Origin of the sequence: Leptospira abararensis (genome assembly GCF_016918735.1) — a bacterium.
Lineage (GTDB): Bacteria > Spirochaetota > Leptospiria > Leptospirales > Leptospiraceae > Leptospira_A > Leptospira_A abararensis.
Window position 1 is genome coordinate 66,588 of the sequence record NZ_JAFFPR010000060.1, and the last position, 22,746, is coordinate 89,333.

Consider the following 22,746-nt stretch of genomic DNA (forward strand, 5'->3'; position numbering starts at 1 on the left):
TACAAATGTTTTTCTAATTTCATTCTTCTCTTTTGTTCCACTTACCCATTTCTGAAAACACAATTCCGAAAAGGGTAAGGCCGGAGCCAATCGCTCCAACAGTTTCCAATCTTTCACCTAATATCAAATAAGCGAGAAAGAAGGAAAACACTGGCTCCAAGCTATAGAGTAATCCCGCTCTTGCCGGCGGAACTGCTTTCTGGTATCTGGCTTGAATCTGAGTTGTGAAGATGGTAGCAAAAACGGAGGTATATAAAATCCCGATCCAAAATTTCAAATCAAACTGAATGGAAATAGATTGGTTTAAAAAGAAAGATTCTACTGGGAATAAAGTTGTGGAAACAATCGCAATGAGAAGGATCTCAAAGGAAACAAGAATCTGCGTGGGTATTTTTTTACTAAAAATATCGATAAGGATGATGTAAATTGCAAAGAAAAAAGCCCCAATCAGAGTGAGTCCATCACCAAACCCAAACCCTAGAGAAGCAGTGATCTCTGCGTAAGACTTTCCATTTTGTGAAATCAAAAACAAACCCACTACAACAATGAGAACAGCAACCCAAGTGCGTAGTGATGGTAACTTTCGTTCGATCAAAATTTGTAACAAAGGCACAAACACTACATAAGCACCGGTCATAAAACCTGACTGTGTGGCAGTGGTATAAACAAGACCAATAGTCTGAAAGGCATATCCCAAAAGAGCAGAACAAGCTACAAAGAATGCGGGCAGGATATAGTCCCACCTTCGGTTTGCTTTTGAAAACAAAGTCTTACGGTAAAGGAGTAAGGTAATGATTCCGGCGAGCCAAAATCGAACCGCTAAAAATAGGAAGGGGGGCACCGAATCGAGTGCAAGTTTGATGACCACAAAGGTTCCACCCCAAAGAATGGCCGCAATCACCAAAAAGAGTTCCGGAGTGAAGATCCTGGACATATGAGCCAATCTCAAAGGAAGAAAGGTCCAGAGCAAGGAAAAGATGAATTGGAAATTTAGAATCCGAAAACCGCAAACCGGAACCACTCTCAGTTGGGAGATTTATTTTCCACCAGGCACTGCCACACAAGTTGGCGAAAAAATCAAAGAAATTTTGAGTTCCGTGCCATTACCAAACCAACCGGAACCAAGTGTTCGGGTATTTTCAGAAAAAATTAAATTAGAAAACACAAATTCTCATCAAATCACCTATCTTTTGTTTCATGGTCTCTTTTTACGCGATATACGACTTATCATAGCAAGAACAAAGGATTGGGATAGTTCTGCTGACGCACGGGAAGAAGAATGGGACAGGATTCTAACAGAGGCAGTCACAATCGCAAAACCTTTATTTACTGATCCTAATATAAAATTTTACGAAATTAAAGAGAACTTACATATCAGTTATTTTGAAGATGAAATCACTGTTTCTCTCTCGATACTTGGAGAACCAGGTTACAAACGGGGAATCAAAGCCACCTTCCCAACAAGTGCACCTGTACCCGAAGACTTGAGCCAAATTTTAATCCAACAATGTTTTGATATCTTTTTCGTGCCTAAGCAAGATGTAGCAGCGCTGTACATTCCATTTGCAGGCACATTGACATTTGCTACCGAATGGGCATTACAATCAGAAAAAATTCCGCTCTTAGCATTACCAAGAAAGTTTCTTTTCCAACAAATGGTTTTGTTTCCAGAAAAATCATTGGATCATTATAGGAAAAAGCAGAAAGAAAGTTTGGCTTCCAGTTCTTATTCCACACCCATTGTCATCCAAGACACTGATCCTGCTTTAGAAAGTTATTGGTTAGAGGAATTCAAACGATGGAGACAATTGATTCAAGTCAACAATTGGGATCATAGTATTTCCGACTTTTTTAGAACTTTTCCTGTTTTGCCAGAAACTGACGGAGAAACCTCTCATTATTTTTTACCGCTAAATCCACCTTACGGACTTAGAAAAAATGAAAGGACAGAATCGGAAGAAAAACTCTATTCTAAAATCGGGAAACGATTGGAAGAACTGTTGCGACTCACCAAAAATCGTCCCAAACTTATTGGATTTATACTTTGCCCCACTGAAGAAAAATGGAGCGACTGTATGCGAGAACTAAGAAACTTCTCTAAAAAAACAATCCATGTCACGCATGGCGGAATCGACTTGCGAGTATTATACTTTCATTCGGAGGGGAAAGTTGAAAGACGTACAAATTGAACCCGGATGGAAAGAAGTCCTACAATCAGAGTTTAGAAAACCCTACTTTTCTAACTTACGGGAATGGGTCAGAAGTGAATACAAATCCAAGACGGTTTACCCTCCGGCAAAATTAATCTTCAATGCTTTTGACTCCTGTCCTTTTGATAAAGTAAAAGTAGTTATCCTTGGTCAAGACCCTTACCATGGACAAGGCCAAGCCCATGGCCTTTGTTTTTCTGTGAATGAGGGGGTCCCTTTCCCCCCTTCCTTACAAAATATCTTTAAAGAAATTGCAGACGACTTACAAAAACCTATCCCTAAAACCGGGGACTTAACTCGTTTAGCAAACCAAGGTGTTCTACTTCTCAATGCAACCCTCACTGTCCAAAAAGACAAGGCAGGATCTCATCAAAACAAAGGTTGGGAAGAGTTTACAGACGCTACCATCCGAATTTTGGCTGAGAAAAAATCAAACATCGTGTTTTTATTATGGGGATCCTTTGCCGGAAAAAAAGAAGGACTTATTCCACCAAACAAACATTTGGTCCTAAAGTCACCACATCCATCACCATTATCTGCTTATCGAGGATTTTTAGGTAATAAACATTTTTCTAAAACTAACGAATATTTACTCTCAAAAGGATTAGAACCCATTGACTGGTAACGAAAGAAAAGGATATTTCTTTGTTTTTTTGACAGGGGTATTTTTTGCTCTAGAAGTCATTGGGTTCAAAGAAATTTTCAGAAAGTACAATACAGAACCGGAAATTGCCGCACTCTTTGGAGTAGGTTTTGCATTTTTTTTTGTTACACCTTATTTTCTCAGCTCTAAAAAACGAAGAGCGAAGGTAATCATTACCGTTAGGCGAGATGGAATCATCCTTATCCTGGGAACAATTTCCAATGCCATTGGTATTGTTTTATATTACTATGCACTCAAACAAACAGATTTGGGTCCGGCCGCAATCCTTATCAAAACAACTGTATTGTATAATGTAATGCTCGGAGTTTTATTCCTCGGGGAAAAACTAAAGATGATGGAAGTTTTTGGAATCGTCCTTGCGATTATTGGAATCTATATGATTTCTACATTAGAAGGACAAATCAAAATTCTATCTGCCTTTTGTATTTTACTCAGTGCCTTTCTCTTTGCGATCCAAAGTTATATGATTAAAAAATATGTTCCTGAAATTTTAGGCCTTGAATATGCATATTTACGACTTTTCCTTTTGAGTGTATTTTTCTTTCTCTACTCTTTGTGGATTTGCAGCTTTCAAATTCCAGACCTTTCTATCATTGTAGCCCTTGGGTTGTTCTCTCTTCTCGGCTATTTTTTAGGACGAGCCTTTTACTTTGAAGCACACAACTATTTACCCATAAGCAAACTCAACGCAACCTTACTTGTAGAACCTATCTTTTTAATGTTTGTGGGGATTCTGTTTATGAAAGAACCCATCGACAGCCAAAAACTTGCAGGTGCAGGGCTAATCCTTACGGGACTTTATCTGATTGTATTTCATAAACAAAGGTTAAAACCATGAGAGAACTTCCAAAAAACCTTACTGATTCAGAAATTCAAAATATTCTGGAAACCTATGAAGGTTGGGAATTAGACACCAAGGAAACTATTTCCTTTTTTGCCTTTCAGAAGGAATTTAAAAACTTTAAAGAGGCTTTTGGATTCATCACAAAACTAGCATTTATTTCTGAAAAATTAGACCACCATGCAGAAATTTGGAATGAATACAACAAAGTACGACTAAAACTTTTCACCCATGAAACAAACGCTCTCACCACAAGAGACAAGGATTGGATCACTCAATTAATGGAGGAGTGAGGGCATAAAAAAAGCCGGGGTTGGAATCCAACACCGGCTTTTGACTTATCAGTAAAGAACTGATTAAATCTCGATTTTGTAACCTACGCGGTAAGTTTGTCCACCGATAACCACTGGGTATGCAACCCAAGGGGCAAGAGCAGAAGCTCCACCAATAGATTGAACTCCACCAACTCCCATTCCTGCGGAAAGGATAGTTTCAAGTTCAAAGAAAAGGTGACCTTTGTCAGTGATTTTAGTTTGAGCACCAACTAACCAGTTTAAGCCGATTCCGCTTGCACCAAAACGAACGTTTTCTTTGTGGACTCCTGGGTTTGGAGCGTCACCAAGTAGTGATCCTCCTGATCCAAGAAGACCTGGAGCAAAAGTTTGAAGTCCTGGGTTGTTGATAGTTCCAGAAACTCCCCACCATCCTTGGAAGTAGTTCACACCACCACCGATGTAAATCGCTGTATCATTTGCAGCGTTATACAATTTAATACCTAAGTAAGTAGGAACAGTCCAAGCAGTGTAATGCCACTCTTGGTCTAACCATTTGTAACCCATTACAGTGGAAGATGTATCACCACCAGAGATTTTAGTAGTGTAGTTTACGTTGATTCTCCAAAAAAGGCTATTGATTCCAAAAACCCCTTCTTTTTCGTAACCTACGTTTACGTTTCCTCCAACCATAGCTCCATTAGTTTTTGCACCAATAGCCCCACCAGTGGTCCTCTTTAAGCTGATCAATGTATTTTCTGCATAGATTGCTTTTTGAGGAGTTCCATAAGGTTGACCTGCACCATCGAGTCTTGGTCTTCCAGAATCTAGACCATCTTTAGTGATAGTTCCGCCGAGTTGAGCAAGGTCGAATTGCATACCAAGACCGACCATAAAATAAGAACGAGGACCAGATTGTGCGCTTAAGCTACCAGCTAAGCACAAAAGTAAGAACCCCAGCATTCCAAAACGTAGAGATTTCAGCATTTGATGATTACTCCTTAGTGAGTTGTTTCCTGAATTTTTTTCGTACCTGCCGACAAACGAATGCAAGTGAGCAGCCGTTCATACCGACAATTGCAATGAAACTAGTCGTTCTTCTAGGATTTGTCAAATAAAATTGTTAAATCTAAACGAAAATTGTGTTAAATGTGGTAATTCCAATGAGTCTAATGCCGTCTAAACAACTTTTCCTTATTTGCAGATTGTTTTTGCTATTTGTTCTGTTTTCGAGCGACCGCTTTGCTCTGGATCGGAAGGTCATTCGTTTTTCAGGCGAATTGGTGCATTGGGATACACTTGGACCCGAACCGCAGTTTCGTTATCTGGATAGTACGAGCCTCCGAGAAAAAACCGTCTATTGCGACAAAGAGACCATGCAGTTGGTCCTGAAAAAACAGGCCTTTGAAAATCACCATATCGAAGGAAAAGCCACCCAACTAAACCCCACGTCCGATATTTGGCTTTGTGTCGGTCGTCCCCATGTCTTCCAAAAATTTCAGGTTTCGGTAAGTTCTCCCACCTCTCAATCCAAAAGGATCCAAGGCCAGGTCATTGAGGCAGATGGGGAAACGGGTCAAATTGTTTATTTAGTCCGGGGAAAACGCTCTTATTTAACCATTGAGCCCTCTCTGGCAAAGGCAATGGCAGAATCCCTCGCCAAAATGCAAACGGTAGAAATCAACGGAGACTACCGCTATGACAGGATAAAACGCTATTACACAAAAGATTGATGAATTTTTGTTCGTCATTAGGGCCAGGTTCTTTGGAATGGATTTGATGCAGGCTTTTTTGGTTTTAGCAAACGGAACGGTCATGAAGGGCCGATCCTTCGGTGCAAATAAGAATTCGATTGGTGAGGTAGTCTTTAACACCTCAATGGCGGGTTATCAGGAAATCATCACTGACCCCTCTTACAAAGGCCAACTCGTGACCCTCACTTATCCCATGATTGGGAACTATGGTATCAATCCAGATGATATGGAATCCGATCGGATCCAGGCCTCGGGACTGATTGTCAAAGAATACGTAAAACGACCATCCAACTTTCAATCCAAGGAAACTCTGAGTGAGTTTCTAATTCGTTTCGGAGTACCCGCGATTGAAGGGATAGACACTCGCAAACTAACACGCTTAATCCGAAATTCCGGTGCCATGTCCTGTGGGATTTTTATCAGTGAAACTTATGAAGATTCCTTCCTAGAAGCGGTCAAAAATGCACCATCCATGGAAGGGCAAGACCTAGCCCAAGTAGTCACTTGTGAAAAACCATATGTCTATGGAGCTCATTCTCCTAGTAAATTCAAACTAGCTGTCTACGATTTTGGAATCAAACGTAATATACTCAAACTTTTGGATGCAGCAGGTTTCAATGTCCATGTTTTTCCAGCAAAAACAAAGGCAGAAGATTTATTGAAAGAGGGATATGATGCTTACTTTCTTTCCAATGGCCCAGGAGATCCAGCTCCCTTAGATTATGCGATTGCGTCAGCAAAGGCCATTATGGATGCAAAAAAACCGCTTTTTGGGATTTGTTTAGGCCACCAAATCATCGGGCTTGCGCTCGGGAAAAAGACAGCCAAACTTAAGTTTGGTCACCGTGGAGGGAACCATCCCGTTCGAAACGAAGAAACTGGCAAAATTGAAATCACATCCCAAAATCATGGTTTTCATGTTTTAGGTGAGTCCACAAGCGAGATGCCGATCACAAGGATCAACCTGTTCGACAATACAGTGGCTGGTCTAAAAATTGCGGGCCAACCAGTGATGGCAGTCCAATACCACCCGGAAGCATGCCCTGGTCCCCATGACTCAGCCTACCATTTCCAAGAATTTTATACTATGGTAGAATCTTCTAAATCGTAAGATTTGGTAAAAAAGTGAGGCAATTCATGTCATACAATGAAGATAAAAATTTTTGGGGAATCCCATACGCAACCGAAATCACTGCAGAAGCATTTGTAAAAGATATTTGGGATCCAAGCACCGAAGAAATCCTAACACCAAAACAATTTTTTGGTCTTGGTTGGGGAATCAACCTACATGCCCTGGGTCGAAGAGTGGGCGTGATCAAATAACACCTTTTTCAAAATCTTTGAGAACGCATCTCTTCCTTTTTGGTTGAGATGTGTTAGATCCGCAAAATACGAATAATCCTCTAAAAAAACCGACTTAAAATCAATAACAACTACCTTCTTTTTATTAGGGTCAGATGTGATTGTTTTAAAAAACATATCTGCTACATAGTTAGCGTTTGTTTGAATTATATCCTTTTCCATTTTTGGAGAAAATGGGATGCGAAGGAAAACCACTTCTAAATTTCGTTTTTCCCACAACCGTAAACATTCCAGCCATAATTGAATCGAAAGATCTCTTCTTCCAGCCAAAACCTGAGTGTTTAAGTTCGGGAATTCTTCTGATTCTTTTAAAGTCGGATCTTCGCCGATGGACTTCCAAACCCAAGATCCTTGGTCCCTTTTCATACTTTCTTCGATAAACTTAAATTCTTCTATCCTTCGTGGAATGTCTGTTTGGGCAATCGGGTCATACACCAACCGATTTAGATTTGAGCTTAGTCCAAAATAGGGAAATACTAATACTACCAATTTCCAACTAAAATCAGTTAGGTTAGAAAAATATGCCTTCCGCAACAAAGGATGAGTGATTGTATAAGAAGATAAATTTCCAAAAGAATAAAACAATTGCCTGCTGGCATCGGTTACAGAGTTTTTACTAGTATTTAATGGAGAAAGATTTACATAGACTTTTTTTAGTTTAGGGAGTTTATATACCACATCCAAAGAGTCGGAAAGGATTCCCTCAGGTTGTTGGCTTGGTTTTGGAAGATACAAAACTTCTTCCACTGAAATTCCTTCTATCTCTGCAATTGTATCAGGAGACATCCCACTTACAATTTGACTATCACCTAATACTAATATTTTTGCATCAGTGGGAATTTTACGTTGTTTAGCAAAAAACCAATAGGAAGACGTTGTCTCACAAAATTGAACCACCCATTCCTCTGTTAAATGCATTACGAAAGAGAGAAAAAGAAGTGTAAATAAAATATAACGTAACTTCATGATCGTGTTTAAAACTGAAAATAAAAAAAATCCTGTTTTCCAAAAGGGGAGAATAGGGAAAACCAAACAAACAAAAAGAAAAACATAAGGAGAAATGAATATGGTTTTGTAGATATAAAAAAGTTAGGACGTTCCGTCTTCTTTCGTTCTTGCCAAAAATCAAATGCTAACAATGGGAATGCAGTGATTAGGATCATCAGTGGAATCGAAGATATTTCTGGCAAATAAGATAGATTTTTTATGATTAGTTTTGTCTCTGCGGGAGAATGGATACGAAACAAAAGGAGTCCTAAAGAAAAAGTATAAAAGGTAAAGAAAATTCCTAAAATAGATTGAAACCGGCTATTTTCTTTTACAAACCCATATTGTTTTAGGCACCGATAAAGAACCAAACAAAGCCCCAAATACACTCCCCAAATGATAAAACCGTATCCCGCACCATGCCAAATTCCTGCCAAAAACCAAACAATCATCAAGTTTGCATTTTCTCGAAAGAAACCATGCCTATTCCCACCTAACCTGATGTAGACGTAATCTCGTAGCCAAGTCGAAAGAGAGATATGCCATTTGGACCAGAACTCAGATGGATTCGAGGAAAAAAATGGTCTTTTGAAATTATTCATCAATTGAAACCCCATCATTTCAGCAAGACCCAACGCACAAAGAGAATAACCAAAAAAATCTGCATAAACCTGGAAGGCAATCACCGGTGCAACAATCCATAAAATTCCCGGCTCCAGAGATTCGAAACTTTGGGCATGGATTTCCACATACCGAGAAAAAGGGTCAGCAATCGTAGACTTAATGAACACACCCCAAATAAAAAGAGAGAGACCGTTCCAAATATTTTCTCTCGTGATTGTTTGTTTCGATTCGATTTGAGGGATAAGATTTCCTGGCCTTTCTATCGGACCAAGTAACAATAAGGGAAAAAATAAATCATAAATGGCAAATGTAAAAAAGTTCTTACATGGCAAAATGCGTTTGTCGTAAACCTCAATCAAATAACTAATATTGTGAAAAGTGTAAAAAGAAATCCCAATGGGTAATAAAATTTCCGGTTTCCATTCTAATCCGGAAAAACCAAAGCCAATCTTTAAGTCGGAAAACAATTCCCAAACAAAGACAAAATATTTAAAAACACCCAAATATAGTAAATTGGATGTTAGACCGAATACAAAAAAAAACTTACGTGTCTGACCTGAGGTCGACAAAAGATACTTCGCCAAACTATAGTTAAACAAAATAGAAAGTAACAGCAATATAGTGGCATTGGAATTCCATTGCGAGTAGAAATAAATTCCAAACAATAGAAGTAAGTATTTCCGAATTCTGTCAGAAACAAAATAATAGATTATATAGAAGAATACAAAATGCGTAAGAAAGGAAATTGAGTTAAATAACACAGGTCGTTACTTAGGCTTCTTCAACCATTTCCAAAAATTGGTTTTTGTCCTTGGTGTCATCTGGATAAGATAAATTCAAAACTCGGTAAGTTGCACGGAAAGATCCGATGATGGCTTCTTCTTTTTTCGCAAAAGATGATTTGATTTTTTTAATCACAACATCTGTTTCTTCTTTGTCTTTTCCATGAAGAACCATAGCGAACTTCCCTTGCCCTACTCTTGTGAAAAAATCCAATTCTCCGATATGATCCATCATAGTTTTTCGTAATGCATCCGCGTAACGAGCAAATGTTCCCGCACCTACTAAATGGACCATTCTGGAAACATTTTGAATTTTAAATAAGGAAACAGTAAAATTCAAATTCATCTGTGAGGCTTTTTCGATTTCGCTCAAAATTCGAGATTCTAATGGATTGAATGGATTTCTAAATAATGCTTCTTTTTCCTGTAAAATAAGGAGGTTTGCAAAAACGGGAGCAGAAGTTTCGAGTAATGTTACGGCTACATCTCTTGTGGTATCAGTCCAAGCAGAGCCAGTTGAATGCACAATGACCATCCCTACAAGCCAATTCAAATTAATGATTGGTAGAATTGTAAATTCGCTCATGATACCTAATTCATCATTTGTAAAAATTGATTTTAATTCAGCATCTTCTCTGAAGTTCTCTAATTTATAAACCCCAGGAACGTTAGAAACCATACCAACAATATCAGAATCTTTACTGAGTTTAAAATCTTTGGCCCGTTCCGGTAAAATAAAATTGGAACCAAATACAATATAGTCGGATCTGGATTCAGAATCCAAAACCAAGAACGAGAATTGTTTTACACCGAGTTTATTTTTTATATTATCAACCAAAAGATCATAAGCTTCATCCATTTTGCGAACGCGCGCAAAATCGCGAGCTGATTGCAAAACGGATTCATTGATTTCAATGACTTCTTTTGCTTGTAATAAACTGTCATTCATCAATTCAAATTCAGATACCCTTTCAAATACAGAACCCGCAATATCGCCTACAATTTTTGCAAATTCTAAGTCATCGGTAATGTATTCCTCGCCATTGATTAGTTTTCCAAGAGATAATACTCCAAAACACTTTTGACCATGCCGAATCGGAACAAGGATTTCAGAACCCATTTCATTTAATAATTTCAATTCTCGATTAGGCAACCGAGAAGATTTAAATTCACCGGCATAAATGACAGTTTCTGAATCGGCTATTCGAGAATAAATTTCATCATTAGGAGATAAATACCAACTATCTTTCGATTGGATCCCTTGCGCAGCAACAGCTTCCCATTTAGGATTTTTGGGATTTGTAGAGGTAAGAACCACCACCGAATTACAGCCAACTTGTCCAATCAGACTATAAACTAGATTGTCAAAATAATCAGAAAATTCTTTGGAAGAAGCAATTTCCTTTGTGATCTCAAAGATGGCTTGGTAGTTCTCAATTCTTTTTTTGGAGGCGAGATGATACGACATGGGGGCAGTACCAAAATCAGATTCATCATCAAAGAGTACGTCTTCTCCTATAGGAGCCGGATCTTCTTTTATGGGTCTCAGTGGCTGTTTTGCTGCTTCTTTTTTTGCATCGTTCTCCCACTCATCAAATATATTGACTTCTGGAAGTGGGGCCTCTGGTTCCGAAATATCATCATGATAATCCCGATCGATAAGATCATCATCAAACTTTGGTTCGCTGGATTTCGGGAGATCGGGTTCTATTAGTGGTTCTGAATCAGTTTCTGGTAGTATTGCATCTTCTGCAGTTAAATCTGGAGAAGATTCATCAAAAGAAGGCAAATCAAAATCTAAATCAGGTTCCGCTAAAGTCTCCGGTTCGGAATCTTCATCAGAAATCGGTTGGTAGTCGCTTGGGCTATCATCTAAATCGTTTTCTAATTGTGGGAGCGGATTTTCGTCCCAGGCTTCATCAGCTAACCCACCGAAGTCGGCATCTGTTAGTTCAGGTATATCGCTTAGATCAAATTCTTCTTCCCCATCAGGACTTGGGAGATCTCCAATTTCTGTAGCGAGTGTATCCGGGAAACTATCGTCTAACCAATCCGAGTCGGAATCTACCACAGGTATCGAGTCTTTTTTTTGTGGAACTGTTTCTTCACGAAAATGTTCCGCTTTTTTCAATAAAGACGGTTTGTCCTTCGAGTTTACTGGAGATTTTGGAGCCTGAGAACCCGAAGTTTTTTTAATTTCTTCGGCTCTATCGAGAAGTCCCACTTTATAACTCCAATTCTTTCATCATTTTTTTGTATAACTCGAAGTATTGCGATTTCGAGAACTCTCGGATCACTTCGTCAGGAAGATTTCCGAGTAGGTTGTCTAAATAACCTAAAACCTTTTTCCGATCACCAACAGATAAATTATCTCCCCCTGCATCGGCAAAAGCCTCGGCGGAAGATTGTTTTGATTCTGTGGTAGATACATCCAATTTACGAAGTTCTTCCAATGGAGAAAGTTTTCCTTCCATTGCATACTCATCTAAATCAACTTCATACTCTTCTGAATCATCAGAGGCAAGGGTTGGAACTCTGGTTTCTTTAGGTTCGTTAGTTGTTAAATCAAAACTGTCATCGATTGTGGGATCAGAAGGTAAGTCTCCAAAGTCAAACTCATCTTCATGTTCCACTAAGTTTTCGGCATCGTCTGCAGTAAGATCGAAATCGGAAGGTTCTTCGTTTCCGGTTTGTTCTGATAAAGAAAACTCTTCTTCAACCGGAAGGTCAGCAATGTCTTCTAAACCTTCTCCAGGAAGTTCTTCACCTAAAATTTCATCTAAACTTTCAGGGGAAAGAGTAACGTCTTCCTGTTCGACATCCTCTTCTTCAGAGGCTGTGATGTTTTCTAGTTCCTCCATTGACAAAGCAATGGACTCATCTTCTTCCTCTTCCGCCAATACGTCTGATTTCGGAGCAAGTTCTTCTTCATAAGGGAGTGGAGCACGATCGAAACTATCCACCAGCTCCTCTTCAGAACTTTCTTCTGCATCAGAGGCAATGGATTCTAACTCTTCCATAGAAAGAGCAATTGGGCCTTCGTCGTCGTCCGAAGATTCGAAACCTTCCATTTGACCTTCGAGACCTTCTTCCGAGTTTTCTGAATTTTCCAGATCCGATTCCGGTTCACCTAAAGCAAAATCAAAGTCGTCACCAAGATCAGTGTCCAATTCATGCGTTTCTTCCATTTCCGAATCTACCGATTCTTCTACTGGATCACCAGCAATGATATTTCCAAGTTCGTCTGGACTTAAGGTGATGGATTCGTCTTCTAATTCTTCATTTAAGATATCAGAAGCCGGTTCTTCAAAGTCTTCTTCGATTGCCTCACCAGAGATATTTTCTAATTCTTCTAAAGATAGAGTGAGAGGTCCTTCATCCTCTTCTTCCTCCGAAGACTCAGTTTCTTCGGCAGGTTCAAACTCTCCACCTAACAGATCAAAGGAACTTTCTTCATCTTCATCTGAAAAACTAGGAAGGTCAGATTCATCATCTGTGGTTAAAAATTCTTCTTCTGAGCCAAGGGTTTCTTCTAAGCTGGCTTCACCACCAGCTCCAAGAATGTTGCCTAATTCTTCGTCAGAGAGAGTTAGATTTTCGTCTTCTTTGGTTTTGCCAAATAACTCTTCTTCTTCAGGATCCACAAGAGGTTTAAAAGTGGAATCTTCTTCCGCTGTCCCTGGACCTAAATCATCTTTAGGTGTGAATGTATCTTCTGCATCATGGTCTGTTAAATCAAACTCAGGTTTTCCTTCTTCATCAAAGGAAAGGTTGGTATCAATTTCGGAATCATCCAAATCTAAATCTAGATCGGAATCTTCATCGATAAGAGCATGTTCTTCTTCATCAAACTGAGAACGATCTGGTTCTCCTGAATGGTCTTCTTCTTCTAAATCACCCGTAATATTTTCGAGTTCTTCCAAAGATAGAGAAATAGGACCTTCCTCTTCTTCTAAATCTTGTTTTGGTTTTTTAGAAGTTAGGATTCCATCTTCACCGTTGAGTATCGATTCGATTTCTTTATCAAGATCAATCAAATCATCATCGAATTCTAATTCAAGATCATCTTCATCAGTATCGTTAGCGTTATAAGATTGTTTGGATTTATTAGGAGTTTTGTTTTGTTCTTTTTCCGATTCTTCTTCGTAATCAGAAAAATCTGCATGAATGTCTTCATCATGTAAAATGGGATCTTCTTCCCCAAGTAAATTAAGGTCAGAATCTAAATCGATATCTAATAAATCGTCATAGGTATCGGAGGAGGCAACCATATCCGATATGGAATCGTCTTCATCATCAAATCCAGAAATATCATCTAGGTTTGGGGCTTCAATCCCTGGCGACACATCCATATCATCATCGCCCATATCAAAATCATCCAAATCTAAGGAAAACGAGTCTTCATCGAGCACAGGTTCGATGTTATCTAGATCTTCGTTTTTATTCTTTTCTTGATCCGCCATTCGCCTCGGTTACCGTTTTCCCAAATTTAGTATCTGGCCATCCTCTAACGGCTGTTCCAAGATACTGTCCTCCGTTTTGATTTGCGCTCCGGGTACATACCCACCCGCCATTTCAATTAAATCCTTTCCATTCGAACCTGCGTCCAATGAATAAAACCCAGGGTTCAATACTGGCCCCTCAATTTTAACACGAATCGGCTCTTCGGAATAGATTCTTTTTCGCAAATCAGGGTTTTCCTTTAAGTAATAGAATCCGGCAAATAGTATCGATACCAATACAAAACGTCGAATCCAATCTACAGCCAAAGGAAATCCCCCTCTGGTATATTTTCGGCAAGAAGGGGGGAAAAAAATTAACGTTCGTGTAGTAAAATGCGAACTTTTGCTTTCTTTAGAAGAATTTCTTTGTCTTTGGAGGATGGAAGGGCTTCCGCCTCTTCCAGGAGTTCCACGGCATGGTCATGGGACAAATCATCCTCAGAATCCCCACCTTCGGTAAGGACTCGGATTTGGTCATTTCTCACTTCACAGAATCCCCCATCGATCGCAATTCGGAACTCTTTTCCGGAAGTATGCAATTTGATAAGCCCAAAGTCCAACTGGGACACAAGTGTGGCGTGCCCCGGTAGAATCCCAAAATATCCTACAGAACCCGGCAGAATCACAGACTCTGCCTTCCCTTGGTATAGGATTTTGTCGGGTGAGATGACTGTTAAAGTCAGTTCTTTACTCATCCTGATTAACCTTTGAGTTGCTTTGCCGCTTCGATTACTTCGTCAATCGATCCGACCATGTAGAACGCTTGCTCTGGAAGTGTGTCATATTTTCCTTCAATGATTCCTTTGAAGGATCGGATGGTATCTTCCAATTTCACATACTTACCAGGTCGACCTGTAAACTGCTCTGCCACATGGAAAGGTTGTGAGAGGAATTTCTCAATACGACGAGCACGAGACACAAGGACTTTGTCATCTTCAGAAAGTTCGTCCATACCAAGAATCGCAATGATGTCTTGTAAGTCTTTGTATCTTTGAAGGATTCTTTGTACTTCACGCGCTGTGTTGTAATGTTCGTCTCCCACGATTTGTGGGTTCATGATGCGAGAAGTAGAATCGAGTGGATCCACCGCAGGATAAATTCCTTTTTCAGAGATCGCACGAGAAAGAGTCGTCGTTGCATCTAAGTGAGCAAATGCAGTAGCGGGAGCCGGGTCAGTTAAGTCATCGGCAGGAACGTAGATCGCTTGCACCGAAGTGATGGACCCGCGAACCGTTGATGTAATCCGCTCTTGTAGTCCACCCATTTCTGTTGATAGAGTTGGTTGGTAACCCACCGCAGAAGGCATACGACCAAGAAGGGCCGATACTTCAGATCCAGCTTGTGAAAAACGGAAGATGTTATCTACGAAAAGTAAAATATCAGACCCAGACTCATCACGAAAGTTTTCCGCCATCGTGAGTGCTGAAAGTGCAATACGAAGACGAGCACCAGGAGGTTCGTTCATCTGACCAAAACAAAGTACTGTTTTGTCGATGACTCCCGATTCTTTCATCTCGTTCCAAAGGTCGTTTCCTTCCCGAGTTCTTTCCCCAACACCAGCGAACACAGAGTAACCACCATGTTGTTTTGCGATGTTGTTGATAAGCTCTTGGATGAGAACGGTTTTTCCTACTCCGGCACCACCGAAAAGACCAGTCTTTCCCCCTTTGATATAAGGAGCAAGAAGGTCGATGACCTTGATCCCAGTTTCAAAGATTTCCGTTTTAGGTTTAATTTCATCATAAGAAGGTGCGTTTCTATGGATTGGCATTCTTTTTACGTCTTTAGGTAGATCACCTAACTCGTCGATTGCCTCACCGAGCACATTGAAAATACGACCAAGCGTTTTTGTTCCGACTGGAACAGAGATTGGGATTCCTGTATCAACAACTTCCAATCCTCTTTTTAATCCGTCAGTGGATTGAAGGGAGATGGCGCGAACTGTGTTGTTTCCGATGTGCTGTTGCACTTCAGCAGTAATGGTAACATCTTTGCCGTTTACTTTAGATTGAATCTCTACGGCATTGTAGATTTCAGGCATATTCCCGGAATCAAAACTGATGTCCAATACCGAACCGATGATTTGTTTAATTTTACCTTTATTCATATATACTCCGAAAGACCTTTGTTAGGAGATGGCTTCCGCTCCCCCTACGATTTCTGAAATTTCCTGCGTAATTTTTGCCTGACGAACTCGGTTGTAACCGCGAGTAAGAAGTTTGATCATCTCACCTGCAGCATCTGTTGCCGCTTTCATAGCCACTCGTCGTGCAATGTGTTCGGATGCGACCGACTCCAAAATGATTTTAACAAAAGTTGTTTTGATCACCATAGGAAGAAGGTTTTCCAAAATAGTTTTTGGATCTGGTTCATACAATACATCTGGCCCCGTAGAACCTTTTGATCCCGTTTCTTCCATTTTTAAAGGAAGAACAGTGGTAATCTCAGGTTTTTGATTGGCTGCCGAATAATAGTGAGTGGAAATAATTTCAACAGAATCCACCGATTCATTTGCAAAACGTTCCATAAAATAAGAAGCAAGATCATTTGCTTCTTTACTTCCCGCTTTGTCATCAATATTGGTTTGTGAAGTCACCAATTCGATTTTTGCAAATTTAAAAAAGGCGATCGCTTTTTTTCCAGCAGCATGGACTTCGACTTCCACACCTTTGGACTTCAACTCTTCAATACGGTTTTTTACCATACGAAGGAGGTTGGAGTTAAAACCACCGCATAACCCACGGTTAGCGGCAATTGCAAGGATAGCCACTTTTCGGATTTTGTCCGGCTTCCTTAAGTAAGGGCTGTGGATGATCGAAGCAAGGCTAGACAAAGAAGAAACCAACTCTCGTGTCAAGTCAGCGTATGGTTTCGCCGCATTGACTTTGTTAGTCGCTTTTTTTGCCTTTGCCGTGGAGACCATCTCCATGGTTCGAGTGATTTTTCTCGTGTTTTTAACCGAGTTAATCCTCTTTTTTATCTCACGCGGTGTCGCCAAGATCTTTCCCCTTAATTATTCTTTGTCAGAAAATGTTCGACAATCGATTTGATTGTTTTTTGCAGAGCTGCTTCTTGTTTTACTTCTTTTGCAGTTCTGATTTCTTCTAAAATTTCTGGGTGTTGTTCTCGCATCGTTCTAAGTAGGAAAGATTCGAATTCACGAACCTTTGCCGTTGGAACTGCATCCATAAACCCTTTTGTCACCGCAAAAATAGAGATCACTTGTTCTTCTACTGGAGTTGGTGAGTTGTTTGGTTGTTTTAGAATTTCAAGAACTCGGTATCCACGATCGAGCTGTGCTTGTGTCACTGGATCTAGTTCGGTTCCTAACTGAGCGAATGCTTCCAAGTCACGGAACTGTGCTAAGTCAGACTTCAACGTTCCCGCTACTTTTTTCATCGCTTTGATTTGCGCTGCAGATCCCACCCGTGATACAGAAATTCCCACGTCCACCGCAGGGCGAAGACCCGATGCAAATAGGTTGGACTGAAGGTAAATCTGACCATCAGTGATGGAGATTACGTTGGTTGGAATGTATGCTGATACTTCCCCTTCTTGAGTTTCAATGATCGGAAGTGCTGTCATAGACCCACCACCAAATTTATCATCGAGTTTCGCTGCCCTTTCAAGTAGGCGCGAGTGAAGGTAGAATACGTCCCCAGGGTATGCTTCACGACCTGGTGGGCGGCGTAGTAAAAGTGACATCTGTCTATAAGCTACGGCTTGTTTAGAAAGGTCATCATAAACAACAAGTGTTGCTTTCCCTTCTTCATACATAAAGTATTCAGCCATAGTCGCACCAGAATACGGTGCAATGTATAACATCGGAGCAGGCTCAGACGCGTTAGCCGATACGATGATTGTATATTCTAATGCACCTTTTTCGCGTAACATTTCGATGGTGGAAGCAACAGTAGATGCTTTTTGTCCAATCGCTACATAAACGCAAATGACCCCTTTTCCTTTTTGGTTAATGATGGTATCGATTGCGATGGATGTTTTTCCAGTTCCGCGGTCTCCAATGATAAGCTCTCTTTGTCCACGACCAATGGGGATCATCGCATCGATTGCTTTGATTCCTGTTTGCATTGGTTCATGAACGGATTTTCTCATCGCAATCCCAGGAGCTGGTGACTCAACTGGTCTTGTTTTTTTTGCGTTTAAGGGGCCTTTTCCGTCGATCACTTCCCCAAGAGGATTTAGCACTCGACCAAGGAGTTCCGGTCCTACCGGAACTTCGAAGATCTTTCCCACACGTTTAACGGAAAAACCTTCTTCAATTTTGATATAATCACCAAAGATAACAACCCCAACGGAGTTTTCTTCTAAGTTGAAGGCTTGTCCTCGAACTCCGTTTTGGAATTCCACAAGCTCTCCTGACATTACGTTTGTGAGTCCGTAAACTCTCGCAATCCCGTCCCCTACTTCGAGAACTGTTCCAACTTCTTCAACTTGAAGGTCTTTTTTGAAGTTTTTAATTTCTTGTTTTAGTACCGACGTTACTTCGTCTGTTTTAATTTTCATTCAAATGCTCCGACTGGGATTTTCTTTTGGAGGAGAGCCTCGCGAGTTCCGGCAAGTTTTGCACGGATCGAGGCATCGATTAAAAAGTCGTCTATATAGATTTTGAACCCACCGATGAGGTTAAGATCCGTATGTTCTGTGACACGAACTTCGCGTCCGAACTTGGAAGAGATAGACTTGGTGATTTGATCTACAGCTTCTTTGCCTAAAGAATCTTTGGAAACAATGCGAAGAGAACTACGATTTTTAAGTCGGTCCACTCCTGTTCTATAATCTTCCAAAATATCCTTGAGGTATAGAAATCGATTCTTACGAACCACAAGTGTAATGAAGTTGGCAACGATTTCCGATGCCTTCCCTTGAACTGACTTTTCAGCAGTTCTTTCTTTCTCAGAAGGATCAACTAACGGAGAAAGGAAATAATGGCGGATTGAATCATCGGAAAAGAAAATATCAACAAGGGTTGAAAGTTCCTCTTCCGTTGACTCAAGCGAGTTAGTTTCTTTAGCTAACTCCAAAAGTGCCGTTGCGTAAACCTTTGAAATTTGGTTCAGACTCATTTTATTTTAAGTTTATCGAGTTTTGCGATCTCTTTTTCGACAAAGGAAGCATAGTCTTCCTTCTTTAATTGTTTCTCCAAGATCTCACTCGCGATGAGAACGGACATTTCCACAATTTGGTGTTGCATTTCAGATAAAGCTCTGCCTTTCGCTAGTTCGATTTCGCGAATTGCACTGTCTTTAATGCCTTTTACTTCGTTGTGCGCTTCATCCGTCAACTTTGTGCGGAGAGCAACTGCATCTTTCTTAGCTTCATCGACAATTTTATGTGCTTCTTCTGTCGCTTTGAAGAGTTGGTCTTTGTATTCTTTTAAAGACTTCTCTGCTTCAACGCGAAGAGATTCTGCTTTGTTGATATCGCCTTGGATGCCGGAAGCACGTTCTTCGAGAGCATGAAGGATCTTGTCCCATGCAAATTTTTTAAGAACGAAGACAACAATTGCGAAAGTGACCAGGGTCCAGATAACCAGACCCGGATTGACTTTCAGCAAATTGAAGCCGGAAGCCGCGAGGATAACCAAGACTATTGTCCTTGTTCTACTTTAGTGGCACCAGCACCAATTGTTTTGTCAATTGAGCCATTGAGTTTGAGCGCGATAAGAAGAGCGATCACCACTGCGAAAAGTGCTGCCCCTTCAATCATACCTGCTGCTACGTAAAGAACGAGTTGGATCTTTCCAGCTGCTTCTGGTTGGCGGCTAATGCTTTCTGCCACTGATCCACCAATTCTACCAATACCGATTCCTGCACCAAGTAATGCAAGGCCTGCTGCGAGTCCTACTGCGATGTATCCTAAACCGAATTCCATTGTTTTCGTTTCACTCCTGTGTGTTTTATAATATAAATAAAACCAATCTTAATGTCTGTGCATCACTGTTCCGATGAACACGGTTGTGAGCAGAGAGAAAATGAACGCTTGTAAAAAGGCTACAAGTAGTTCTAAAAAGTAAATGAGCACCGAACTGAGAACAGACACTGGTGCAATGAGCCAACTTTCACTCATAAAGATAAATCCAAGTAAAGCAAGGATCATAACGTGTCCCGCTGTCATGTTGGCAAGTAACCTCATGGTCAATGCAAAAGAGCGAGCAATGTGAGTTACGATAAATTCTAAGGCCCACATGAGTGGCCAAAGGGGGAGCGGAACTCCCTTAGGAACTGCATGTGCTACGAAGGAGATTCCTTGGTAAGAAAAAGCCGTTCCGTAAATCGTAAGTAGAGTAATGGATGCTAAAGAAAGAGTGACACTGATATCACCTGTGGGAGTGATCCCTGACCAAATTTGTCCAAATGTGTGAAGGGAATGTGGTGTGTGTTCCACTACCCCAACGGCAACAAGTGCGTCAGAGGCAGCCACAGTGAGTTCACCCACAGATGGGATGAGACCAAAAAGGTTACAAAAAAGGATAAAGAAAAACAAAGAGAAGATGTAGTGGTAGTAAGAATGTCCGTGGTGGTCAAGAGATGCATCCACAACGTTTTCTTTTAAATAAGAAACAAAAGCCTCTACACCCGATGTGAATTTGTTATGAACTTTTTTTGGATCCCGAGAAATCAAATTGGCTGCTGGGATAAAAACGAGGAACATAAAAAAACAAGCGATCCACATCATGGTCACTCGTTTGGTGATGTGAAGGTCGAGTCCACCTAAGTAGTGATACTTCACTCCATCATGGTTTACAAAGACATCGTGGTTTTCTGCATCAAACCCTGGTTGTCCTTCTGTGACAATGGTTCCCCCAAAGTTCAGTGGGAACACAGGGGCATCACCTAAGTGGTGCGCCATGACTTCACTGAAATCGAAGCCCTCGTCAGAGCTGTGCCCTTCCGAATCGTTCGCAAAAAGATTCGTAAAACTAAGGGAAAAAACTAATAAAAAAGATAAAAAAAACCGATATTTAGACTTATTTTCCACTGAAATAGCTCGCAAATACAAGGAAAAGAAGGTGGACGAAATAGGCAATTAAAAATCCAGAAGTTGCCTCAAAAGGGTACTCTAGGACCTGTAAAGAGGTCAAAATGCCCAGATTTAGAAAAAAGGAGAGGAATACGGTGAAAAAGGGGAAGCCCGACTCCGACAGAGCAGGGATTTTTCTTGGTAGGAACCGAAGTTGTAAGATTGCCATTTGGATCGCAAAGGACATAGCACCACCGAAATAGAAGATGATACGGTATCCATCCGCCACCAAACCAGAAGTTAGCGGGAGACTTAAAATGAATATAACGGTTAAATATGTAAAGTAATGTAAATGGAATCGTTTTAGGTTGATGGTATTTAGATCCATTGGTTGCAGTTTACTAGATGCGGAAATGGGGGCAAGTAGGATTGCGGTGCGGAGGGGATAGAATGGTATAGTTCCCCGCCCTAATCGAACTGGGTGGGGTTAACCACCCGCCACCCAATGGCTTCCATATATCACATGTTTGCTGGTATGTGAAGACGGAATTGTCGTTCGCAAATTTTTTATCTTAGAAAGTTCGTCTTTTTGCTAGAAGTCAGCGAATGATACAATTTAAATAGACGAAAGGCCATACTTCGTGTTGAGATAAAAATACAATTTCTGAACTTCCGCTTCCGATAGATCCGTATTAAAATACAAAACCTCTGCTAAATCTGCGTCCAAGTTTCCATTCCCTAAATAAAGAGAATTGGGTATTGAGCCACCCGAATAATCGTACGATATGGGGACTTGGCCTTTCAAATTACCATTCCAATACTCTAGAGCTATTGTCATTAAGACTTGGACTGAGCCCACAGCAAGAAATTCTGCTTTGGGGAGAGGTAAAGCTGATATAAGGGCACAGCTTGCTCCATTTCGACAAACTAAATATTGCGAAATAGGATGATTGATGGAAATCTCTCTTCCTTGGCCACCATGTAAGTTTAATAAAGTGATTCCACCAGTAATCGTATCAACTAGTCTCATCACAAAAAAGGCACTCCCGCTATTAGTTACATACAACCCAACCGCCCCAGATGATAAATCCATACGCGATGTTGTTGAACTTCTGAACTCGGCTGTTGGATAACCATTGACTTGATTCAATCGGAAAACAGGCCTTTGGATCGCATTAGCTTGAGAAATATGATTCCCATAGCCGCTCACATCCGACCAAGCTGCGATTCCATCCCCATCACTAAGCGTTAGTTGGTCTGCTTTAAACCAAAGGCGGAGAGAACCAGAACCCAAAACGCGGGGAGCAACCATTTGTATGGTATATTCGTTGGTACTACCATCAACACCTGTTAAAATGTATTTCAATGGTGATGCGTATGAATTCGATGTTACGCCACTGATTTGTTCGATCCCATCGACCGTTACCGAACGACCATTTGCCTTAAAATTAGCAATATAGGAAGTTATGGAAGTAATGGTTTCCGAAGTAATCACAATTTGGTTACCACGAATCATTCCTCTTACGCCAAGGCTGGGAATGGAATATTCCAAAATCTCTTTCGGTATTGAAGGTAAATAGATTTTGCCGCAAGTCTGACTATAGTCGGATGTGAACCACTTTACCAATAAGGTGTTTCGAAAAGTGGATTCGTTAGGATCGCACGGATTATCAGAGAGCGGATTTTTACAGGAGATAAAAAAGAAGATTATGAAAAGACAAAATGGCAAGTAGGATTTCAATATGCACATAACCTAGGTCACACCAT

At 40.5% G+C, this 22,746-nt stretch carries 24 protein-coding genes; 7 read left to right on the forward strand and 17 right to left on the reverse strand.

What is annotated here, in order from left to right; all coding sequences use genetic code 11:
* Nucleotides 1-19 precede the first annotated feature (19 nt).
* The gene (locus tag JWG40_RS17585; RefSeq protein WP_205287075.1) at nt 20-934 is read right to left on the reverse strand and encodes a DMT family transporter; all 915 of its coding nucleotides are present in this window, start codon (nt 932-934) and stop codon (nt 20-22) included.
* A 43-nt stretch (nt 935-977) separates the two neighbouring features.
* Here JWG40_RS17585 and JWG40_RS17590 point away from each other — a divergent pair, with 43 nt between their 5' ends.
* From JWG40_RS17590 to JWG40_RS17605, 4 genes are read left to right on the forward strand one after another with little or no spacing between them, the layout of a single operon-like run.
* The gene (locus JWG40_RS17590; RefSeq protein WP_205287076.1) at nt 978-2,189 is read left to right on the forward strand and encodes a hypothetical protein; all 1,212 of its coding nucleotides are present in this window, start codon (nt 978-980) and stop codon (nt 2,187-2,189) included.
* A complete protein-coding gene (ung, locus tag JWG40_RS17595; protein WP_232369473.1) occupies nt 2,170-2,835 on the forward strand; it encodes a uracil-DNA glycosylase in 666 nt (221 codons plus the stop codon). The genes JWG40_RS17590 and ung overlap by 20 nt, the downstream gene beginning before the upstream one ends.
* Nucleotides 2,825-3,712, forward strand: coding sequence for a DMT family transporter (locus JWG40_RS17600; protein WP_205287078.1), 888 nt, complete (start codon nt 2,825-2,827; stop codon nt 3,710-3,712). The genes ung and JWG40_RS17600 overlap by 11 nt, the downstream gene beginning before the upstream one ends.
* Nucleotides 3,709-4,008 (forward strand): 4a-hydroxytetrahydrobiopterin dehydratase, encoded by a 300-nt coding sequence (locus JWG40_RS17605; protein WP_205287079.1) that lies wholly within the window; start codon nt 3,709-3,711, stop codon nt 4,006-4,008. The genes JWG40_RS17600 and JWG40_RS17605 overlap by 4 nt, the downstream gene beginning before the upstream one ends.
* Before the next feature lie 63 nt (nt 4,009-4,071).
* Here JWG40_RS17605 and JWG40_RS17610 read toward each other — a convergent pair whose 3' ends face one another.
* A complete protein-coding gene (locus JWG40_RS17610) occupies nt 4,072-4,974 on the reverse strand; it encodes a porin OmpL1 (RefSeq protein ID WP_205287080.1) in 903 nt (300 codons plus the stop codon).
* 185 nt (nt 4,975-5,159) lie between these two features.
* On the opposite strand from JWG40_RS17610, the gene JWG40_RS17615 reads away from it, so the two are divergent.
* From JWG40_RS17615 to JWG40_RS17625, 3 genes are read left to right on the forward strand one after another with little or no spacing between them, the layout of a single operon-like run.
* Nucleotides 5,160-5,720 carry a hypothetical protein gene (locus tag JWG40_RS17615; protein WP_232369474.1) on the forward strand — a complete coding sequence of 187 codons (561 nt, stop codon included), beginning with the start codon at nt 5,160-5,162 and terminating at the stop codon, nt 5,718-5,720.
* Between the two features lie 46 nt (nt 5,721-5,766).
* Nucleotides 5,767-6,852, forward strand: coding sequence for a glutamine-hydrolyzing carbamoyl-phosphate synthase small subunit (gene carA, locus JWG40_RS17620; protein WP_205287081.1), 1,086 nt, complete (start codon nt 5,767-5,769; stop codon nt 6,850-6,852).
* 26 nt (nt 6,853-6,878) lie between these two features.
* Nucleotides 6,879-7,064, forward strand: a complete 186-nt coding sequence (locus JWG40_RS17625) for a DUF5808 domain-containing protein (protein ID WP_205287082.1) — start codon at nt 6,879-6,881, stop codon at nt 7,062-7,064.
* On the opposite strand, the gene JWG40_RS17630 is transcribed toward JWG40_RS17625, so the two are convergent.
* From JWG40_RS17630 to JWG40_RS17700, 15 genes are all read right to left on the reverse strand, one after another.
* Nucleotides 7,026-8,069, reverse strand: a complete 1,044-nt coding sequence (locus JWG40_RS17630; protein WP_205287083.1) for a hypothetical protein — start codon at nt 8,067-8,069, stop codon at nt 7,026-7,028. The genes JWG40_RS17625 and JWG40_RS17630 overlap by 39 nt on opposite strands.
* 8 nt (nt 8,070-8,077) lie before the next feature.
* Nucleotides 8,078-9,475: an MBOAT family O-acyltransferase gene (locus JWG40_RS17635; RefSeq protein WP_205287084.1), complete on the reverse strand. Its 1,398-nt coding sequence runs from the start codon at nt 9,473-9,475 to the stop codon at nt 8,078-8,080.
* Between the two features lie 10 nt (nt 9,476-9,485).
* A complete protein-coding gene (locus tag JWG40_RS17640; protein ID WP_205287085.1) occupies nt 9,486-11,720 on the reverse strand; it encodes a GAF domain-containing protein in 2,235 nt (744 codons plus the stop codon).
* Between the two features lies 1 nt (nt 11,721).
* Nucleotides 11,722-13,959, reverse strand: a complete 2,238-nt coding sequence (locus JWG40_RS17645) for a hypothetical protein (RefSeq protein WP_205287086.1) — start codon at nt 13,957-13,959, stop codon at nt 11,722-11,724.
* Nucleotides 13,960-13,968: 9 nt separating this feature from the next.
* Nucleotides 13,969-14,265 carry a hypothetical protein gene (locus JWG40_RS17650; protein WP_205287087.1) on the reverse strand — a complete coding sequence of 99 codons (297 nt, stop codon included), beginning with the start codon at nt 14,263-14,265 and terminating at the stop codon, nt 13,969-13,971.
* Between the two features lie 47 nt (nt 14,266-14,312).
* Complete coding sequence (atpC, locus tag JWG40_RS17655; protein WP_205287088.1) at nt 14,313-14,693, reverse strand: ATP synthase F1 subunit epsilon; 381 nt, start codon at nt 14,691-14,693, stop codon at nt 14,313-14,315.
* A gap of 5 nt (nt 14,694-14,698) precedes the next feature.
* A complete protein-coding gene (gene atpD, locus JWG40_RS17660; RefSeq protein WP_205287089.1) occupies nt 14,699-16,105 on the reverse strand; it encodes a F0F1 ATP synthase subunit beta in 1,407 nt (468 codons plus the stop codon).
* 21 nt (nt 16,106-16,126) lie between these two features.
* Nucleotides 16,127-16,996: an ATP synthase F1 subunit gamma gene (gene atpG, locus JWG40_RS17665; RefSeq protein WP_205287090.1), complete on the reverse strand. Its 870-nt coding sequence runs from the start codon at nt 16,994-16,996 to the stop codon at nt 16,127-16,129.
* A gap of 11 nt (nt 16,997-17,007) precedes the next feature.
* Nucleotides 17,008-18,522, reverse strand: a complete 1,515-nt coding sequence (gene atpA / locus JWG40_RS17670; protein ID WP_205287091.1) for a F0F1 ATP synthase subunit alpha — start codon at nt 18,520-18,522, stop codon at nt 17,008-17,010.
* Nucleotides 18,519-19,082: an ATP synthase F1 subunit delta gene (gene atpH, locus JWG40_RS17675; protein WP_205287092.1), complete on the reverse strand. Its 564-nt coding sequence runs from the start codon at nt 19,080-19,082 to the stop codon at nt 18,519-18,521. Before atpH ends, atpA begins: the two co-directional genes overlap by 4 nt.
* On the reverse strand, nt 19,079-19,603 hold the full coding sequence (locus tag JWG40_RS17680; RefSeq protein WP_205287093.1) for a F0F1 ATP synthase subunit B: 525 nt from the start codon (nt 19,601-19,603) through the stop codon (nt 19,079-19,081). The genes atpH and JWG40_RS17680 overlap by 4 nt, the downstream gene beginning before the upstream one ends.
* A gap of 2 nt (nt 19,604-19,605) precedes the next feature.
* Entirely contained in the window at nt 19,606-19,890 is a 285-nt protein-coding gene (atpE, locus tag JWG40_RS17685) for an ATP synthase F0 subunit C (protein WP_002975055.1), read from the reverse strand.
* A gap of 48 nt (nt 19,891-19,938) precedes the next feature.
* Nucleotides 19,939-21,018 (reverse strand): F0F1 ATP synthase subunit A, encoded by a 1,080-nt coding sequence (atpB, locus tag JWG40_RS17690; protein WP_408611562.1) that lies wholly within the window; start codon nt 21,016-21,018, stop codon nt 19,939-19,941.
* The gene (locus JWG40_RS17695; RefSeq protein WP_205287095.1) at nt 20,987-21,367 is read right to left on the reverse strand and encodes a hypothetical protein; all 381 of its coding nucleotides are present in this window, start codon (nt 21,365-21,367) and stop codon (nt 20,987-20,989) included. The genes atpB and JWG40_RS17695 overlap by 32 nt, the downstream gene beginning before the upstream one ends.
* A gap of 228 nt (nt 21,368-21,595) precedes the next feature.
* Entirely contained in the window at nt 21,596-22,531 is a 936-nt protein-coding gene (locus JWG40_RS17700) for a hypothetical protein (RefSeq protein ID WP_232369475.1), read from the reverse strand.
* Nucleotides 22,532-22,746 lie beyond the last annotated feature (215 nt).

What these genes read in the sequence shown, in the direction of transcription:
- JWG40_RS17585 (WP_205287075.1), bottom strand. Translation starts at nt 934, where the DNA reads ATGTCCAGGATCTTCACTCCGGAACTCTTTTTGGTGATTGCGGCCATT.
- JWG40_RS17590 (WP_205287076.1), top strand. Translation starts at nt 978, where the DNA reads ATGAATTGGAAATTTAGAATCCGAAAACCGCAAACCGGAACCACTCTC.
- JWG40_RS17605 (WP_205287079.1), top strand. Translation starts at nt 3,709, where the DNA reads ATGAGAGAACTTCCAAAAAACCTTACTGATTCAGAAATTCAAAATATT.
- JWG40_RS17610 (WP_205287080.1), bottom strand. Translation starts at nt 4,974, where the DNA reads ATGCTGAAATCTCTACGTTTTGGAATGCTGGGGTTCTTACTTTTGTGC.
- JWG40_RS17615 (WP_232369474.1), top strand. Translation starts at nt 5,160, where the DNA reads ATGCCGTCTAAACAACTTTTCCTTATTTGCAGATTGTTTTTGCTATTT.
- carA (WP_205287081.1), top strand. Translation starts at nt 5,767, where the DNA reads ATGCAGGCTTTTTTGGTTTTAGCAAACGGAACGGTCATGAAGGGCCGA.
- JWG40_RS17625 (WP_205287082.1), top strand. Translation starts at nt 6,879, where the DNA reads ATGTCATACAATGAAGATAAAAATTTTTGGGGAATCCCATACGCAACC.
- JWG40_RS17630 (WP_205287083.1), bottom strand. Translation starts at nt 8,069, where the DNA reads ATGAAGTTACGTTATATTTTATTTACACTTCTTTTTCTCTCTTTCGTA.
- JWG40_RS17645 (WP_205287086.1), bottom strand. Translation starts at nt 13,959, where the DNA reads ATGGCGGATCAAGAAAAGAATAAAAACGAAGATCTAGATAACATCGAA.
- atpC (WP_205287088.1), bottom strand. Translation starts at nt 14,693, where the DNA reads ATGAGTAAAGAACTGACTTTAACAGTCATCTCACCCGACAAAATCCTA.
- atpD (WP_205287089.1), bottom strand. Translation starts at nt 16,105, where the DNA reads ATGAATAAAGGTAAAATTAAACAAATCATCGGTTCGGTATTGGACATC.
- atpA (WP_205287091.1), bottom strand. Translation starts at nt 18,522, where the DNA reads ATGAAAATTAAAACAGACGAAGTAACGTCGGTACTAAAACAAGAAATT.
- atpH (WP_205287092.1), bottom strand. Translation starts at nt 19,082, where the DNA reads ATGAGTCTGAACCAAATTTCAAAGGTTTACGCAACGGCACTTTTGGAG.
- atpE (WP_002975055.1), bottom strand. Translation starts at nt 19,890, where the DNA reads ATGGAATTCGGTTTAGGATACATCGCAGTAGGACTCGCAGCAGGCCTT.
- JWG40_RS17695 (WP_205287095.1), bottom strand. Translation starts at nt 21,367, where the DNA reads ATGGATCTAAATACCATCAACCTAAAACGATTCCATTTACATTACTTT.